This is a genomic window from Prevotella sp. TF12-30 (assembly GCF_003436715.1).
Classification (GTDB): Bacteria; Bacteroidota; Bacteroidia; order Bacteroidales; family Bacteroidaceae; genus Prevotella; species Prevotella copri_A.
The window spans coordinates 15,729-32,508 of the sequence record NZ_QSQJ01000005.1 but is presented as its reverse complement, the minus strand read 5'-3'; the positions used below and the strand labels follow the sequence as shown (position 1 = coordinate 32,508).

Here is a 16,780-nt window from a genome sequence, read left to right as displayed (position 1 = left end):
CGGGTTGCCTCTTATCATATAAACCTAACAAATAAAACCTAAAAAACTATATCTTGAGCCCTATTCAATGCTTCCAGATAATAATAATCTGCATAGATGATGCTGGCATCTATCTCGCTTCCTGCAGGATGATGTCCTGTGCTATGCATCAGAAACGCTACATTCTTCTTACCACTCTGGTATTTATCGGTACTCAGCTGGGCTAGCGACTGGATGGCAAACTGCTTGTACTCCTCTCCTTTCTCGCCTCCCACATACTGCTGGAGTTCCAGTAGAGCATCGGCAACCACACAGGCTGCACTTACATCCTTAGGAGCACCTTTCACGCCTCTAGGATCATCCATGTCCCAAAGCGGAATGAGATCATCGCTGGTTTCCTTCAATCGCTTGATGTAGATATCCGTCACCTTCTGGGCAAAATCCAGGAACATCTTGTTGTGGGTATAGCGATACACCATCGTATAACCATAGATAGCCCAGCTCTGTCCTCTCGCCCACATCGAATTGTCGGCATAGCCCTGATGTGTTACCCCCTTGATCAAATTACCATTGATGGTATCATATACTGCCACATGATAGCAACTTCCATCCGGACGGAAATGATTCTGCATCGTGGTCTTAGCGTGGGTTACTGCCAAATCATAAAGCAGTTTGTTTCCACCATTTTTAGCTGCCCAAAACATCATATCGAGGTTCATCATGTTATCCATGATGGTATTGTGCGGCCAGTTGCGAGGCTTCACCTCTCTTGGCCAGCTCAATATCGTTCCCACGATAGGATTGAAGAGTGTGGCAAGCGAATCGGCAGAAGCCAGGATTACGTTCTTGTATTCCTGCGAATGATTCACCTCGTAGCCTTTGCCGTAGGAGCAAAACATCAGGAAACCGATGTCATGGTCGTAGCAAGGGCGATAGGCAATGCCTTTCAGCGATTCCGTATATCCTTCGGCAGCCTTGCGCACAGCCTCATCCTTCGTATTCTGATAATCCATCCAGAGGATACCTGGCCAGAAGCCGTCACACCACTCCTCTGGTGTAGCCTTGCGACAGTTCCATCCCTTCTGCTTATCCCCCTTCAGGATATTGCGAGGTTCCATCGTATAATCGTAAGAACCATCCTTCTGCTGCAACTCAGCCAGAGCATGCTTCACCTGCTTGTGGCAGTATTGCAACTGCTTATCAACATCGAGTGCCGGAACCAGCGCAGCAGTCTGCACCTTCTGCGCCATGCTTATCTGCGATATGGCAACCATGGCCATACAAAAAAGTATTCTTCTTATCTTCATTGTCTTTGTTTTATTAGTAATACGAATCGAACGAGAAGAATACTTATTTCAAACCAACCTTCATTATACGTACTTTTATAAAGACTAGAAAAAGATAATCTGCAAAAGTATGCAGATTATCTTTTTTCATTTTTAATCCCAACCAGGATTATTTCCCAATTCCTGTCCGTTGGACAATGTACTCAACCAGTTTCTAGGAATAGGACGAAGACTATATTTAGCCTCAGTTTCCTTACTAAGCTGAGTTTTAATCAAGCCACCGGAGATATGAGTCACATCCCAATTATATTTCAATACTCGCTCAGCCAACTTGCCTGTTCTAGTTAAGTCATTCCATCGAGGAGCTTCACCGAATAATTCCAAAGCACGTTCATCCAAGATGTCATCAATGGTAACAACACCGGAATAAAGAGACAAGCCTGTCTCAGAAGCACCGTTCATGGCACGTTTACGAACCGCATTGATATATTTCAAGGCATTTGCATTATCATTGTTTTTAACTGCTGCCTCAGCTGCAATCAGATAAGTTTCAGCCAAGCGGAACAACACAATATCACGAGAGCCATTCAATACACCAGAACTACCTTCATTATACTTGATGCCAGCATCCTTAAACTTATAGACAGGCAACCATGCACGAGTAGTTGAACTATTACCTTGCATACCAGTAATATAATAATCGTCATTAGAACAATCCGAGAATGAACCCTCAGGATAATTATAGATGAACTTCATAGGAGAACTGGTATTGGCTGTTTTTTGCTCTTCTGCAGAATATTTTCTGAAGCCAGTTTCTCCAGGCACAGGGAAATATATGACGGTATCAGCCAACAAATCCGATGCCTTTTCAAGTTGATCCGTATTCATGAAAGCATTACGGCCTAAAGTTCTTCCATCAATAGAGGTAGCAGGGTTGCCATTATAAGGACTCATGAAGGTAACCTCTGTGCGATGATCTTTTTTCCAATCAAACAGCAAGTATGAATATTTTGTAGGCATTACACTACCATAATCATTACCATAGAAATTACTTTTGCCCAATCCTTCCCAACCTTCACGATAAGAAAACAGCCAGTGCTCTGTCGAGAGGTTGTTCATATAATTGTTGATATTATTGAAATTGATAGCAAACACAACCTCATCATTAGCCTCATTAGACTGTCGATGAACCAAGGCATAATCATCCAATAACTTATGACCTGAATTGTTTATGACATCTACGGCATCGGCAAAAGCATTCTGGAAATCAGAAGTTTGTCCAAAACTTTGGTAACCACGAGTGAGGAGAACCAGCGCACGGAGATGCTTAGCTGCAGACTTAGATACGCGTCCGAAATTAGAAGCCGGTTGTCTTTCTGGCAAATCAGAAGACAAAACATCAGATAAATCACTTAATATCTGCTCATAAAACTCAGATGCGCTATTCAATTCTCCAGTTGTAGAAGCAGAACTTGGCTCATGGAGTATAAGTGGAGCTTGTCCCCAATTCTTGACAATTTCAAAGAGATACAAGGCACGCAAGAACTTAGCTTCAGCTACATGCTGCTTAATCAGTTCAGATTTCATACCATTAAACTTATCCTGCTCTAAAGTCTTCACTGTCGCAGAACGGTCTATGACTGCATTTACATTCTTCAAGGATGTATAAAGATTCTTCCACAGATTATATACTGAGGAATTATCCGCAGTGTAAGTAACCACATACTGATTTAAATCAGAAGTGGTTGTACCGTTATTCTGAGTACCAAGATCTGTACCTAACTGAGTAAGTTTAAAATAGTCTAAATTGTTATAAACAGTCTTCAATGTAGCATAAGAGCCATTCATTAAAGACTCAAATCCAGTTGCAGTCTCATAATACTCCTCTGCCGATTGACTAGACCAGTTCTTCTCTTCCAAGAAATCTGAGCAAGCAGTCAGGGATGCCGCACTTACGACGAGCATTCCCTTTATGATGATATTATTTACTTTCATTTTCTTCATTATTAAAATTAACCTCTATATTAGAAAGAAACATTAATACCAAAAATCATATTGGTAGTCATAAAATCTGTACCAGCAACATTCTGGGTCAACTGTTCTGGGTAGTATACAAAATCAGCTGTCAACAAAAGTGGATTCTGCAACATGGCATATAAGCGCACATTAGACAGGAATATTCCAGCCAACCAGCTCTTAGGAAGCGTATATCCCAATGTAACCTGAGTGATACGGAAGAAGTCTGAAGATGACATCGTATGAGACACATCTGACTTTTGATTTCCCCAAGGACCAGCCTTTCCACGATAAGTTCCCATATTACCAGGCTGAGCCCACTCATTAGTAGGATTCTCAGGAGTCCAATAATTACGATTCAAGTTATTCAAATTCATATTATTGTTCTCCAAGCAATAACTTACCAAGAACTGATTTCTCAACCTTGCACCTGTCTGGAAAGCAGAACCAATAGAGAGGTCAAAATTCTTATAAACTAAGTTATTGGTCATACCACCTGTCAAAGAAGGAGTACGCTTACCATCTATCACTCTATCTGCATCATTGATAGCACCATCACCATTCAAGTCGAGCACCTTGTACTGACCAGGTTTGCAACCATATTTAGCAGCTTCTTCAGCCTCATCCAATTGCCAAACGCCAATGGTTTTGAGATTATAATTGATATCGATTGGCTGTCCGATAATCCAAAGATTGGCATAATCTCCCAGCATACCTTCCATAGATTTTCCACGAGAGCTTAAATCTTCCTTATACTGCAAGTCTATGATTTCATTCTTGTTGTGAGCAATATTGAAAGAAGTGGACCAACGGAAGTTTTTATTTTCAATGTTCACCGTATTCAGAGTAAACTCAAAACCTCGGTTACGAACAGAGCCAACATTTGCCTTAACAGAACCATAGCCAGAAGTGATTGGCACAGTTTTGTTCATGATCAAATCTTTTGTCTCTCGATTATAGAACTCGAAGGTACCGCTAATTCTACTACGTAAAAAAGCGAAATCAAGACCTATGTTATATTCTGTGGTTCGCTCCCATCCAAGATCCATATTGCGGAGATTATTAGGAACATTACCTATCACGTCAGTCGTGCCAAAGGTATAATATTTCGCCCCACTAATCTGACCTTGTGTCTGATAAGCAGAAACATTATCATTACCCGACTGTCCCAAACTTACACGAAGTTTCAAGTTGTCAATCCACTCAAACTGCTTCATGAAGTTTTCTTCAGAAATTCGCCATGCCAAAGCTGCAGCAAAGAAGCCACCCCACTTATTCCCCTTGGCCAACTTAGAAGAACCATCCTCACGATAGCTAAGTGTAGCGAGATACTTGCCTTTATAATTATAATTCAAACGTCCGAGATAAGACAGCAAAGATGTCTGCGTATAACCTGAAGACAATTTGATATTGGCAGAACCATTCTGAAGAGCATACCAATGTGAATCAAAAGAGAAGGTACGAGCCTCTCCATGAAGATTATCGCTTACATACTTGGTCATAGAGAACACGCCGGTCACATCAAAATGATGATCTTTCGCTACATCAAACTTATAATTTGCCAGGTTATCCCAAACCCAGTTGGTCGTAGTTGTTCTCTCATTCCAAGCCATATTGGTACTACCCTGCATGCGCTTGGTATATTTATCTGCCCACATTCCATAGTCAACAAATCGGATATCTGGCGAGAATGTTGTACGAAGAGACAAATTCTTAATTGGATCAATCTCAATATAAGCATTCATCAAGGCATCATACTTCTTATATCTCCAAGATTGGTTCTTCTGAGTAACATAAGGATTCCACTGACCACTTCCGTATTTGAGTTCCTCTTCACCTGTTACATAGTTATATCTACCATAGGTAGGACGAAGACGCAAAACGGTTTGCAATCCATCCTCATTACCAGTCTCCTGATCGCTATGCGTTGCATAAATACTAGCACCAAACTTCACATATTTATTTGGTTGAGCATCCACTGCAGCACGCACATTATAACGTCTATAGAACTGTGGATCCAAAGTACCATCTTCATCATAGAAACCAACAGAAGTAACATACTTCACCTTGTCGGTTCCACCAGTAACAGACAAAGAATGACTTGTAATAAAGCCTGTAGAAGTCATTTCGTCAAACCAATCGGTATAGGTTCCCGTCTCGATAGCTTTCAATTCAGAAGAAGAGAACAAGGCACTGTCATCTACATACTGTCCTTTTCCCTTGGTTGCACGACCATATTCACGAGCCAATCTCACATACTGCTCACCATTCATCATATCAGGCTTATACCAATAGTCCTTAAAGCCAACAGAACCGCTGTAGCTTACTTGAAGAGCACGGTTAGCACCTTTTTTGGTTGTAACGATAACAACACCATTGGTTGCACGAGAACCGTAAATGGCAGTAGAGGAAGCATCCTTCAAAATATCAATTTTTTCAATATCATCAGGATTAATGTTTTCTAACTGAGCACCAGGCACACCGTCAATCACTATCAAAGGAGAAGTAGAACCATTGATAGTATTAAGACCACGAATCAAGATATTATAAGAACTACCAGGCTTACCAGAAGAACGCTGAATATTAACACCAGAAACAGCACCCTGCATTGCACCAGCAGCACTAGCTAATCCTGTTGCCACCAAGTCCTTGGTTGACACCGATGCTACAGCACCTGTCAAATCTGATTTCTTAACAGCACCATAACCAACTACCACAACTTCATTAAGCAAGCCGTTAGCCTCTTCTATCTTTATCGTATTATTTTTACCTGCAGATACAGCCTGCTCTGTTGTCTTGTATCCCACATAAGAGACTACAACAACTCCCTTGGCTACATTAGGGAGTACATAGTTACCATCTAAATCTGTCACTGCTCGCTTATTGGTTCCTTTCAAAGTCACAGTAGCGCCAATAATCGGTTCACCATTTACGTCAGTTACTTGTCCTTTCACTTTCGCATCCTGCTGTACATTCTGCACAGCAAAATTATTTTCCGCAAAAGAAGGCAAAGTTACCATAGTCAAGGCAGAAGCTATTATCATAGAATAAAGTCTACCATTAGTTTGAAAAATAGATTTACTTTGCATAATTAGTAATTTATTGTTAAAAAGTTGTTTATTATTTTATATCTTCTATTGATGAACAAGACTTAATCCAATCCACTATCACTCCTTCATCTCCTGTTTTACCAAAATCAAGGATAAGTGTTACGTTCTGTCTGCGCTTAGCAAAAGGAGTAGAGTTATTGGAACGGACACCATCTATATTGAAAACATAAATGTCTTTACCCACCCGCTTTGAATTGCTTTCTGCAAATGTCCAATATTCAGGCGCACTATTCACACTATAGCACAAGCGGAACCAGTTTTTATTGCGTTTCTTAGGCATCTTACTCACCTTCACAGCAATCAAAGGATACTCTCCTGCAGCATAATCCAAAGATTTACTCATGGACAATGAAGGAACACAGAATTCATATTCACCCTGATTAGCTCTCCAACTCAAAGAAGGAGTTTTCCAACCTTTCCATGCTTGCATCGGAAACTCGTTGACTTTTCCAGGCACAGCCTTCTCAACACCCTTGCCCAAATAAAAAAGCAGAGTTCCAAAACCAGGATTATCACATTTAAAACCTTGCCATTCCGGACGGATCAATCCCAGCACCTTGTCTGTATAAGGCATCTGTAGATGACGGCGATAGACATAGTGATTGTAAGCCAATTCGAACACAGATCTAAACTCACCACGAGAGCTTTCTCCTAGAGTGATCCAATTATTGTATCTTCCGGTCTTGTCAGTCCATGTTTTAAAAGGTACATTATAACCAAGGTTATATTTAGAGAGATACTCCATGCCCTTCATGATGCGATTATCATAAGCTGCATAAAGATCAATACCTTGCTTCCAAGCTACCTCAGCCATTTCTGAAAGACAACCGATTGCCAACATGGTGTGAGCCTGATCACGTCCACTTTCCTGCAATTGCCCCGTTTCTGCGATGTAATGCGGAAGAGCACCATTATCGTTTCCATGGTCAAAAAGCTGCAACGCCTGTTCAAAAATCTGATCATCATCCAGATATACTCCCATTGCCAGCAACATCTTGTAAACACTTTGTCCCCAGTTGCCATTGGCATAAGGTTTAGAATGTACAAAAGTATCCAACACCGGATAGAAAACATTTCTCAAAAGCCCCTCAACCTGCTTCGTATCCTCATTTTGCCAACCGTTTGAATATTGTGCAACTGGATATGTATAGCGCATCAACTCAGAAGCATTCACAAAAATAAAGCCTTGAAGTCCCGCACAAAGAGGATCGTCAGGACCATAGATCTTCTCTGTTGTCTTGGCATAAGCCCTGATTATTTCCATGGCTTTGTCAGCGTGCTTGGTATCTCCCGTAATACTCCACATCAAGGCATTATAGTAAGCAGCATTGAAATCTTCTTCACAAGGATTTTTGGTATAACCGTATTTTCCTGCTCGAGCAATATTTTGGAAAGGTCCCTGCACCTGATAATCAGCATGCGACTTTCTGTCTGCTTTCAAGATGACAAACGATCCAATAGAAGGTTCCACCTTTTGCTCTACCAAATGACGAATACGTTCTAAATCACCCTTTGTGTGCAAGATACCTGGATGAACAAAATGCCGAGCACTCACATTCATAGACATCATGCCTGCAATGAATAGGATAATTATTTTCTTCATAATGATTATATAATGTTTTTAAGATAAGACTTCATTTCTTTCGTTGACAAATAGATATGACTTTCTACTGTTCGCTTGTTCAAATTGAGTTTAAGAGCTATCTCCTGAGCTGTCATTTCCTCATGCTTGTACATCTTATATATACAAGCACGCTTTACTGGCAACTGAGACAAGTAACGCTGTTCAAAAGACAAGAGGTCGGCAGATTCCACACGCCTTACCAAAGAGTCCTCATCCATATAGGAATTGTATTTCAAGAACCTTTCCTGAGACTGACGAACAAAAGCCCGATGTCTCTGCAAATCTATCACCATGCGTCTTGCCATGATAAAAAGTAAAGAATGTACTGATTTCTCAGGAATCACCTCTATATCCATAACCTTAATAAAAAGATCATGTAACATATCTTCTGCATCATCCATATTATGGAGACAGCTACACAAATAACGTCTCAGGTCATCTGCATACTCATTATAGAGTGATGATATGAGTTTACCATCAGGCCGAAGTTGTTTTTTTTGTTCCATCATTAATAGGTTTATTAATAAAACATTTCGATTGTCGATTGCAAAAGTAGAAAGTTTTATCCATAAAAACAAGAAAAAACGATGGAGTCTACACCAAATAAATTAGGAAGCAATCCATTGAGTTTAGGTTACTGTCAATCAATCAGTTATACTGAATACATCTAAATTTACCACACTTGTGGTGTATGTTTTACACACCACAAGTGCAAGGTTTATAACTTAACATTTCTCTTCTTCAAATACTCCATAGGTGTCATTCCCTCCACTCTTCGGAAGGTACTGAAGAAGCTCGATTTCTTAAAGCCACACTTTTCACTCAATGCAGTCAAAGTAAATCGCTTATACTCGCCAGTTTCTATCAATCTCTTGAATTCTGCCAAGCGGTATTTATTGATAAATTCGTAATAGTTTTCCTTAACATACAAACTGAATACCTGGCTCAGTTTGCTCGAAGACAAGCCTAAGGCATCTGCCAGGTCACCCATCTTAAAGTTTGGGTCAGTATAGCAGCGATTCTTCTCTATATACGCTTTCATCCTACTCACTATTTCCGCAAATTCCTCCTCATCAATCTTTACTCGAGTATATTTAGGAATTTGCAATCCTGCCTGTTCTGTTTCCTGCTGTTCTTGCTCCACCTCCATCAAGGCGCCTTCTATTTCATTACGCTCCTCCAACAGAACTTTAGTATCCTTATGATATCTACGCCAAAACAGCAGCAGTATCAATGCTACTATAAGGATGACGAACTCCATGATGGCCAGCCAAGATGGATAAACCAAAATTTCTATGTTACTCTCAGAACTAGCCACTCCTGCCAAACGTAGTTTCAGACGATGCATTCCCAAAAAGAGATGACTCAACGAAACCTCATCACCATCAGCAAAAGTTACCCATTTGTCACCATCACCCAAACAATACTGATAAAGTCTGTCCTTATTATGCGAATAATTCAAAAGTATTACTTTGAGAGCTAGTTTTGCAGACAAGATGTTCCAAGGAAGCAAAATTCTCTTAGTACTGTTAACCTTATTCTCATCGGTAAAGTCGAGCAAATCACTTCCTATTCGGATATCAAAAAGCGACAAGTTAAACTTCTTGCGATGAAGCCATTGGTCTAAAGCCTTGGAATTGAGACGCATCAAACCATTTGTAGTAGCTACCCAGACAACACCATCTTGGTCAACCTGAATACCATCTACATTTACAAATTGGCACTTCAGTCCTTCCCCCGCTCCTAAATGTACAAAATTCTGCATTTGATAATCCAAACAAAATAAGCCATTATCAGTAGCAAGCCAAAAAGAACGATTACGATCGTCCAAGAAAGCATAGCAGCATTTATCACTCAACTCTGCAGGAAGTTGCAACTGACCAAACAGCTTCATGTCTTGAGTTGTAAAAAAGATCTTGTTTTGCTTGAAGAAATAGATACGCCCATTCTTACCAGGAATAGCTTCTACATTTTTCTGGATATTGAAAAATCCCTTAGGGAAGACCGTATTATCATAACTTTCCTTTTGAGCGCTATAATAGGCCATCTTTTCAGAACACACCCATCCATTGCCACCTTTATCAAAAAACAAACCTGTGACAGTGCCACCAAAGCCACCGTTTTTCTTCACTATACGTCCAGCTTTATCCAACACAAAAAGGCCTTCTGCCGTACCTATCCACAAATCACCATTATTGCGGCTTGCCAGAGAAATAATCGTAGTATTAGACAACACTTCCGGAGCATTAAGAATGGGACGAATAGTTAAGGAAGCAGGATCAAAAATTTTCAATCCTCCATCATAAGTCGCTATATAGAACAAGCCAAGATGATAGTAAATCTTGGTAATAATGTGTGCGCCTCCTAGCATTTCCGCAGGAAAATGCTTCACGATATTCTTTGTCTCATTGATATAATACAATCCCTTATTCGTTCCTATCACCTTTACATCCTTATTAATGTAAAAAGAACGAACATTCAACTTTTCTGTTGTAAAGTCTCCAAAGCGATATGGCTCAAAGATATGCTGATTATAATAAGAATGTGCCAACCCAAAACGATAAAAGCCTAGCCAATCATTGCCATGCCCATCCTTCATATAATAATAGACAGCATCACAAGGAGTACGATGTTCCTTGTCACCATTCATATCAAACTTCTCTTTCAATTGTCCAGTCTTTCCATCCAGCAAAAAGGCACCAGAGCCATCCGTACCCACACAAACATCCCCTTTAGATGTAACCTGAATAGAGGTTATGACATTACTTACATAAGGAATCTTTCGAATTTTCTTTAAGTTAAAGTAATAAACAAACAGTCCATTATTCTTGGTTCCAATGTAAGCTTTATCACCCAACAGCCCGAACTGGCTCATCGCGGCCCTCTTAGGCATGTCTGCAGCCAAATAAAAAGAACTTACTTTTCCCGAAGAAGGAACATAACGATTTAAGGCATAACGAGTCAAAAACCACAGATTGCCATCTTCACCTACCTTTATGCTTCTCACGCTATTTGCTAAGATCTCTTTAGCAAAAGACTTAACAGCCACTTGCTTAACCTTCTTCCCGTCATAAACATAAAATCCATTTGTATTACCCAGATACAGTTTACCCTCATGAGCAGCCAGCGTTTCCATCCTATCAAATTCCTTCAAGATAAGCTGAAAAGAAGCTTTATTAACCTTCTTTTCAAAAACTCCCTGGGCTGTAGCAACATAGATGTTTTGCAGATTATCTATACATACATCATATACATAATTAGGCATATTAGCATCCCTGCGCATCTTGAATGTTGTAAAACGCTTACCATTATAAATACTTATACCATCATTCGTTGCAACAACAGCGCGTCCATATTTGTCAATGATGACACGAGACACGGTTTCCCCCGCCATTCCATCGTCCTTTGTCAAGAGATGAATGGCATCTACTTTTGTTTCCGCATGCAAAGCAGAGACGCAGCACCACAACAAGAGCAAAAGTCTATATAACTGTTTCATATTCAAATATTGCAATTTTGGCACAAAGATAACATAAATATTTTAGCTAGCCAACAGAAAAGATAGTTTTTTATCCTCATCAAGATATTCCTCACAAAAAAGATAATCTGCCTTTCCTCTTACATAAGAGTTCCTGCAGATTATCTTCTTTCACCCTTTTGTTTTCACATATGCTTCAACAAAACCTATAAGTCTAACTGATATATAAACCTAAAGCTTATAAAAACTATGATATCCTATTCAACAATCCTAACATCTTGACTTTAACTAAAGCTTCCATATAATAATAGTCCGCATAAATTATACTTGCATCAATCTCGCTTTTTGCTGGATGATGACCCGTAGAATGCATCAGGAATGCAACGTTTTTCTTGCCACTCTGATATTTATCCGTACTTAATTGAGCCAAGGATTGTAAGGCAAACAGTCTGTATTCATCACATTTTTCCTTATCTACATATTGTTGCAACTCCAACAAGGCATCGGCTACAATACAAGCTGCACTCACATCTTTAGGAGCCAACTTAACGCCACGAGGGTCATCCATATCCCAAAGAGGAATCATATCGTCACTCGTCTCCTTCAAACGTTTGATATAGATGTCGGTAACCTTTTGCGCAAAATCAAGAAACATCTTGTTCTTTGTATAACGATAAACCATTGTGTAACCATATATTGCCCATGCCTGCCCTCTTGCCCACATGGAATTATCAGCATACCCCTGATGGGTAACTCCCTTGATAAGGTCTCCATTGATGGTATCATATACCGCCACATGATAGCAACTTCCATCCGGACGGAAATGATTTTTCATTGTTGTCTTGGCATGAGTCACAGCCAAGTCATAAAGGAGTTTATTACCGCCATTCTTTGATGCCCAGAACATCAGGTCCAGATTCATCATATTATCAATAATAGTATTGTGCGGCCAATGCTCACGTTCTACCATTCTCGGCCAGCTCAATATGGTTCCCACAATTGGGTTAAAGAGCGTTGCCAAGGAATCAGCCGATGCCAAGATTATCTTCTTGTACTCAGGTGAATGATTGACTTCGTAGCCTTTTCCATAAGAACAGAACATCAAGAACCCGATATCGTGATCATGACAAGGACGATAGGCAATACTTTTCAACGACTCAGTATAGCCTTCTGCAGTCTTCTTCACAGCCTCATCCTTCGTATTCTGATAGTCCATCCATAAGATGCCTGGCCAAAAGCCAGAACACCAATCCTTATCCATTTTTCTACAGTTCCATCCTTTCTGCTTATCCCCCTTCAGAATATTGCGAGGCTCCATCGTGTAATCGTAAGAACCATCTTTCTGCTGCAACTCAGCCAGGGCACGCTTCACCTGCTTGTGGCAGTATTGCAACTGCTTATCAACATCGAGTGCCGGAACCTGCGCAGCAGTCTGTACATTCTGCGCTATGCTTATCTGTGATATGGCAATAGTAGCCATACAAAAAAGTATTCTTCTTATTTTCATCGTCGTTGTTTTATTAATAATACGAACCGGATAAGAAGAATACTTAAAGTCGTAGTAGAAAAGCTGACAATAAACATATAAGTAATCTTCCTTTATCATACGTATCATTATAAAAGAATAAGAGAATCATATGAATAAGAGAATTACATCATTGCTCTTTTCGAGCATCTTGCTGGCAACGCCTATGTCGATCCAAGCCCAGTATCATTCGCAGGTCTGGAATCCCGATAATGGCAACGGTACTTATACCAACCCCGTAATTTATGCCGACTATAGCGACCCAGACGTGGTAGCTGTTGGAGAAGACTATTATCTCACGGCTAGTTCTTTTAATTGTATCCCAGGTCTGCCTATCCTTCATAGCAAGGACCTGGTAAACTGGGAGATTATCGGACATGCCCTGCAGGAACAGGAACCCAAGGAACTCTTCGCCCAGCCTCAACACGGCAAGGGAGTATGGGCACCAGCCATCCGACATCACAACGGAGAATTCTATATTTATTGGGGCGACCCAGACCACGGCATCTTTATGGTGAAGACCAAAGACCCACGTGGCACATGGGAGGAACCCGTCTGCGTTTTGGCAGGAAAAGGAATGATTGACCCTTGTCCACTCTGGGATGAAGACGGAAGATGTTATCTCGTGAATGGATGGGCAGGAAGCCGTTCCGGTTTTAATTCCGTTCTCACTGTTCGTGAGCTTTCTGCCGATGGAACCAAGGCGATAGGCAAGCCTCGCATCGTTTTTGATGGAGGACAGAAGAACCACACCACAGAAGGTCCGAAGTTCTATAAGCGAGATGGATATTACTGGATTATGTGCCCAGCTGGAGGCGTAGAGATGGGCTGGCAACTTGCCATGCGAAGCAAAAACATATATGGCCCTTATGAAGCCAGAAAGGTGATGGCACAAGGCAAAACGAAGATTAATGGTCCTCACCAAGGAGCATGGGTTCATACATCGCAAGGCGAAGACTGGTTCCTTCATTTCAATGACAAGGCAGCATACGGTCGCGTCGTCTTCCTGCAGCCTGTAGATTGGAAGACAGGATGGCCAGTAATGGGCAATGACAAGGATGGCGACGGATGTGGCGAGCCTTATCTCACCTATCGCATACCGAAATCGACATCAAAGGTAAAGATGAATCCTCAGGAATCTGATGAATTCAACAGCACAGAGCTAGGCTTGCAATGGCAATGGCACGCCAACTATAACCAGCTTTGGGGAATGCCAACCAATAATGATTGTCTGCGATTATATACCGCAGATCTTACCGCAACAGATGAAGCTGGCAAGCCATTACCATTCAAGAGTCTTTGGCAGGCTGGCAATCTTCTACTCCAGAAGACTCCAGCCAAGGATTTCACTGCTACCGCAAAGATTCGCTTTGCATCGAAAGAGGATGATCAGTATGGCGGTGTCATTATGATGGGCAGGGATTATCAGGCACTGGTTGTCCGTCGCATGGGAGATAACTTCCTACTCCAGCAGCTTTCTTGCAAGGATGCTGATTTAAGCGGTATTGAAACAGAGAAGACACTCGCTACCTTCAAGCCATCAGAGAAGGATACCATTCCATATTCTCCAGCCATCTATCTCGATATCTATCTCCAGATGAAGGTAAAAGACGGCAAATGCCAGTTTGCTTACAGTCTTGACGGCAAGCGATACAGAAACGCAGGCAATCTTTTTACCTTGAGACAAGGCAAATGGATCGGAGCCAAGATGGGATTTGTGAGCGAGCGCAAGAACACCAAGGGCAACCGAGGATGGATTGATGCAGACTGGTTTAGAGTTAATTAAGAGCAAAGACTACAGATACAAATATATGCGCTAATCTACAATCAATATATATAAAGGTGGATGACAGAGCCTCTTGTCAAAGAGAATTCTGCATCCACCTATTTTCTTTTTAAATTTCATTACACCATTACTTCTGCCAATATACCACATAACGGCAGTGATGGGCGTCATAGAATGGCACTAATTCAATACCTTGCTTGGTTTTGAAGTTCTTAATGTTCTTTAAGCCATCATACTTAGACTTTTCTACTGTTGCAGCAGGTATCTTGAAGTCAAAGGTATAATAATCGTTGTACTTCGTAGGATCGCAGAAAGGATGCTCCACGGCATCGAGCTTGCCAGCCATCACGATAGGACCATATACCAAGGCTACCTTGGAAGCATCATCCTTGGTTGATTCTTCACGAAGTTTCATTCCGAAGTTTACCTCAACTTGATCGCCAGCCTTCCAGAGACGGGAGATTGCCACATAGCCATCTGTTCCCTTGACAGCTTTCACCTTTCTGCCATTTACCTTGACCTCCATCTTGGTAGTCCAGAATGGATAGCGGAGACGGAGGGTAAAGTTTCTCTGCTTGCCCTCAACTTTAAAAGTGGTCGTCGATGACTGCGGGAAAGCGGTCTGCTGAGTGAAGATTGTTCCCTCCCAATCCAACTTGGATGGAATGAAGAGATTCACATAGAGATCTTTGGCAGAATGGAAGTAGATGCTCGAAGCATACTTCACATGACTCTCGAAACCACTACCCACACAGCACCAGAAGCTATTCTCCTTGGTTGAATAAAGACGATAAGCACCTGTCTGCAATGGAGTAAAGTAACAAACCATACTTGTCTCTGGATCCTGCTGACCGAGGATATGATTATAAAGCGCACGCTCGTAGTAATCGGCAATCTTGCTGTTTGGATTCCAAGAGAAGAGATGGTCGGCGAGTTTCATAAGATTGAAGGTGCAGCAGTTCTCACCATCATAGCCAGAGAGATGCTTACTCTGCTCGGTTGGCTTGAAGAGATGCTCCTTATCGGAAAGCTCGCCTGTTACAAAGGCATGGTCATTGACCAATGTCCAAAAGAGAAGCTCTGCCGCCTTACGACTATCTTTTGCACCAAATATCTCATAGTTTCTCGCCTCACCCAAGAGTTTCGGGACGAAGGTATTGGCATGGTTGGTGCCGAGGTCGTTGTTGCCATTCTTCAATGGGTCTATCTTCTCGTTATGATAGAAATACTTTGCCACCCAGAGATACTTCTCATCCTTGGTCAAGGCATAGAGTTCGTACATCGTCTCATTGAAACCACCAAACTCATTGCGAATCATCTTTTTTCGAGTCTCCTCTGAAAGAGGTTTGAGTTTGTTATAAGCCCAGTTGCCCATGCCCTTTGCTATCTCCAAGGCTTTTTCATTGCCGCAGAGTTGGTACTGGTCTATCATGCCCTGCACGATTTTATGGAGCGTATAGAAAGGTGCCCATACACTCTTGCCTTGGATATTTCGGTCGATGAGACCTTCGGCAAAGGCACTCAGATAGCCATCTCTACCATATGCCTGCTGCACCTCGGCAAGACCATTCACGATGCTATCCGCCTTCGCCTTCACTGCTGCAGAGCCAGTCTGTGCATAGAGCGTGGCGTATGCCGAAAGGAGATGACCTGTGGTATGACCGCGGAGATCACAATCAAGAGATTCCCAACCGCCGAGTTTCTTCACCGTCATGTAACCACCCTCACGATTTGACCAGGCACCGCTGGTATTGCGGAAGCTCTGCAAAAGTGAGCTAACAGGTATCGACATCATCCAAGCCGAATCTCGCTTCATATTCTCTTGAAAACGGGAAGGAAGGAGATGTACCTGCGACAACACAAAAGGCTGGCACTTAATTGCTTTCTGCTGATTATCTGCTGGTGTCTTTGCCTGAATTGAAAGCGCAGATGCCACCAACAAGGAAAAGAGGAAAAACTTCTTCATTTTTACTATC

9 protein-coding genes are annotated in these 16,780 nt (G+C 41.5%); 1 reads left to right on the top strand and 8 read right to left on the bottom strand.

Translation table 11 applies throughout. The annotated features are described in order from the left end of the window. Positions 1-38: 38 nt before the first annotated feature. The 7 genes from DXD25_RS03375 to DXD25_RS03345 all read right to left on the bottom strand — a co-directional run bounded on the left by DXD25_RS03375 (position 39) and on the right by DXD25_RS03345 (position 13,000). The gene (locus tag DXD25_RS03375; protein ID WP_233522183.1) at positions 39-1,229 is read right to left on the bottom strand and encodes a glycoside hydrolase family 88 protein; all 1,191 of its coding nucleotides are present in this window, start codon (positions 1,227-1,229) and stop codon (positions 39-41) included. A 189-nt stretch (positions 1,230-1,418) separates the two neighbouring features. Then, positions 1,419-3,260: a RagB/SusD family nutrient uptake outer membrane protein gene (locus DXD25_RS03370; RefSeq protein WP_117661794.1), complete on the bottom strand. Its 1,842-nt coding sequence runs from the start codon at positions 3,258-3,260 to the stop codon at positions 1,419-1,421. Positions 3,261-3,289: 29 nt separating this feature from the next. Beyond that, on the bottom strand, positions 3,290-6,325 hold the full coding sequence (locus DXD25_RS03365) for a TonB-dependent receptor (protein WP_233522173.1): 3,036 nt from the start codon (positions 6,323-6,325) through the stop codon (positions 3,290-3,292). 76 nt (positions 6,326-6,401) lie between these two features. Next, entirely contained in the window at positions 6,402-7,994 is a 1,593-nt protein-coding gene (locus DXD25_RS03360) for an alginate lyase family protein (RefSeq protein WP_117661792.1), read from the bottom strand. A gap of 5 nt (positions 7,995-7,999) precedes the next feature. Further along, entirely contained in the window at positions 8,000-8,521 is a 522-nt protein-coding gene (locus tag DXD25_RS03355; RefSeq protein WP_233522182.1) for a sigma-70 family RNA polymerase sigma factor, read from the bottom strand. A gap of 212 nt (positions 8,522-8,733) precedes the next feature. Further along, entirely contained in the window at positions 8,734-11,514 is a 2,781-nt protein-coding gene (locus DXD25_RS03350; RefSeq protein ID WP_117661790.1) for a helix-turn-helix domain-containing protein, read from the bottom strand. A gap of 226 nt (positions 11,515-11,740) precedes the next feature. Continuing rightward, positions 11,741-13,000 carry a glycoside hydrolase family 88 protein gene (locus DXD25_RS03345; protein ID WP_117661789.1) on the bottom strand — a complete coding sequence of 420 codons (1,260 nt, stop codon included), beginning with the start codon at positions 12,998-13,000 and terminating at the stop codon, positions 11,741-11,743. A 130-nt stretch (positions 13,001-13,130) separates the two neighbouring features. Here DXD25_RS03345 and DXD25_RS03340 point away from each other — a divergent pair, with 130 nt between their 5' ends. Beyond that, positions 13,131-14,804: a glycoside hydrolase 43 family protein gene (locus DXD25_RS03340; protein ID WP_117661788.1), complete on the top strand. Its 1,674-nt coding sequence runs from the start codon at positions 13,131-13,133 to the stop codon at positions 14,802-14,804. Between the two features lie 127 nt (positions 14,805-14,931). Here the strand turns inward: DXD25_RS03340 and DXD25_RS03335 are convergent, their stop codons facing one another. Continuing rightward, complete coding sequence (locus DXD25_RS03335; RefSeq protein WP_233522172.1) at positions 14,932-16,770, bottom strand: glycoside hydrolase family 127 protein; 1,839 nt, start codon at positions 16,768-16,770, stop codon at positions 14,932-14,934. Positions 16,771-16,780: the final 10 nt, after the last annotated feature.

What these genes read in the sequence shown, in the direction of transcription:
- DXD25_RS03375 (WP_233522183.1), bottom strand. Translation starts at nt 1,229, where the DNA reads ATGGCGCAGAAGGTGCAGACTGCTGCGCTGGTTCCGGCACTCGATGTT.
- DXD25_RS03370 (WP_117661794.1), bottom strand. Translation starts at nt 3,260, where the DNA reads ATGAAAGTAAATAATATCATCATAAAGGGAATGCTCGTCGTAAGTGCG.
- DXD25_RS03365 (WP_233522173.1), bottom strand. Translation starts at nt 6,325, where the DNA reads ATGATAATAGCTTCTGCCTTGACTATGGTAACTTTGCCTTCTTTTGCG.
- DXD25_RS03360 (WP_117661792.1), bottom strand. Translation starts at nt 7,994, where the DNA reads ATGAAGAAAATAATTATCCTATTCATTGCAGGCATGATGTCTATGAAT.
- DXD25_RS03355 (WP_233522182.1), bottom strand. Translation starts at nt 8,521, where the DNA reads ATGGAACAAAAAAAACAACTTCGGCCTGATGGTAAACTCATATCATCA.
- DXD25_RS03350 (WP_117661790.1), bottom strand. Translation starts at nt 11,514, where the DNA reads ATGAAACAGTTATATAGACTTTTGCTCTTGTTGTGGTGCTGCGTCTCT.
- DXD25_RS03345 (WP_117661789.1), bottom strand. Translation starts at nt 13,000, where the DNA reads ATGAAAATAAGAAGAATACTTTTTTGTATGGCTACTATTGCCATATCA.
- DXD25_RS03340 (WP_117661788.1), top strand. Translation starts at nt 13,131, where the DNA reads ATGAATAAGAGAATTACATCATTGCTCTTTTCGAGCATCTTGCTGGCA.
- DXD25_RS03335 (WP_233522172.1), bottom strand. Translation starts at nt 16,770, where the DNA reads ATGAAGAAGTTTTTCCTCTTTTCCTTGTTGGTGGCATCTGCGCTTTCA.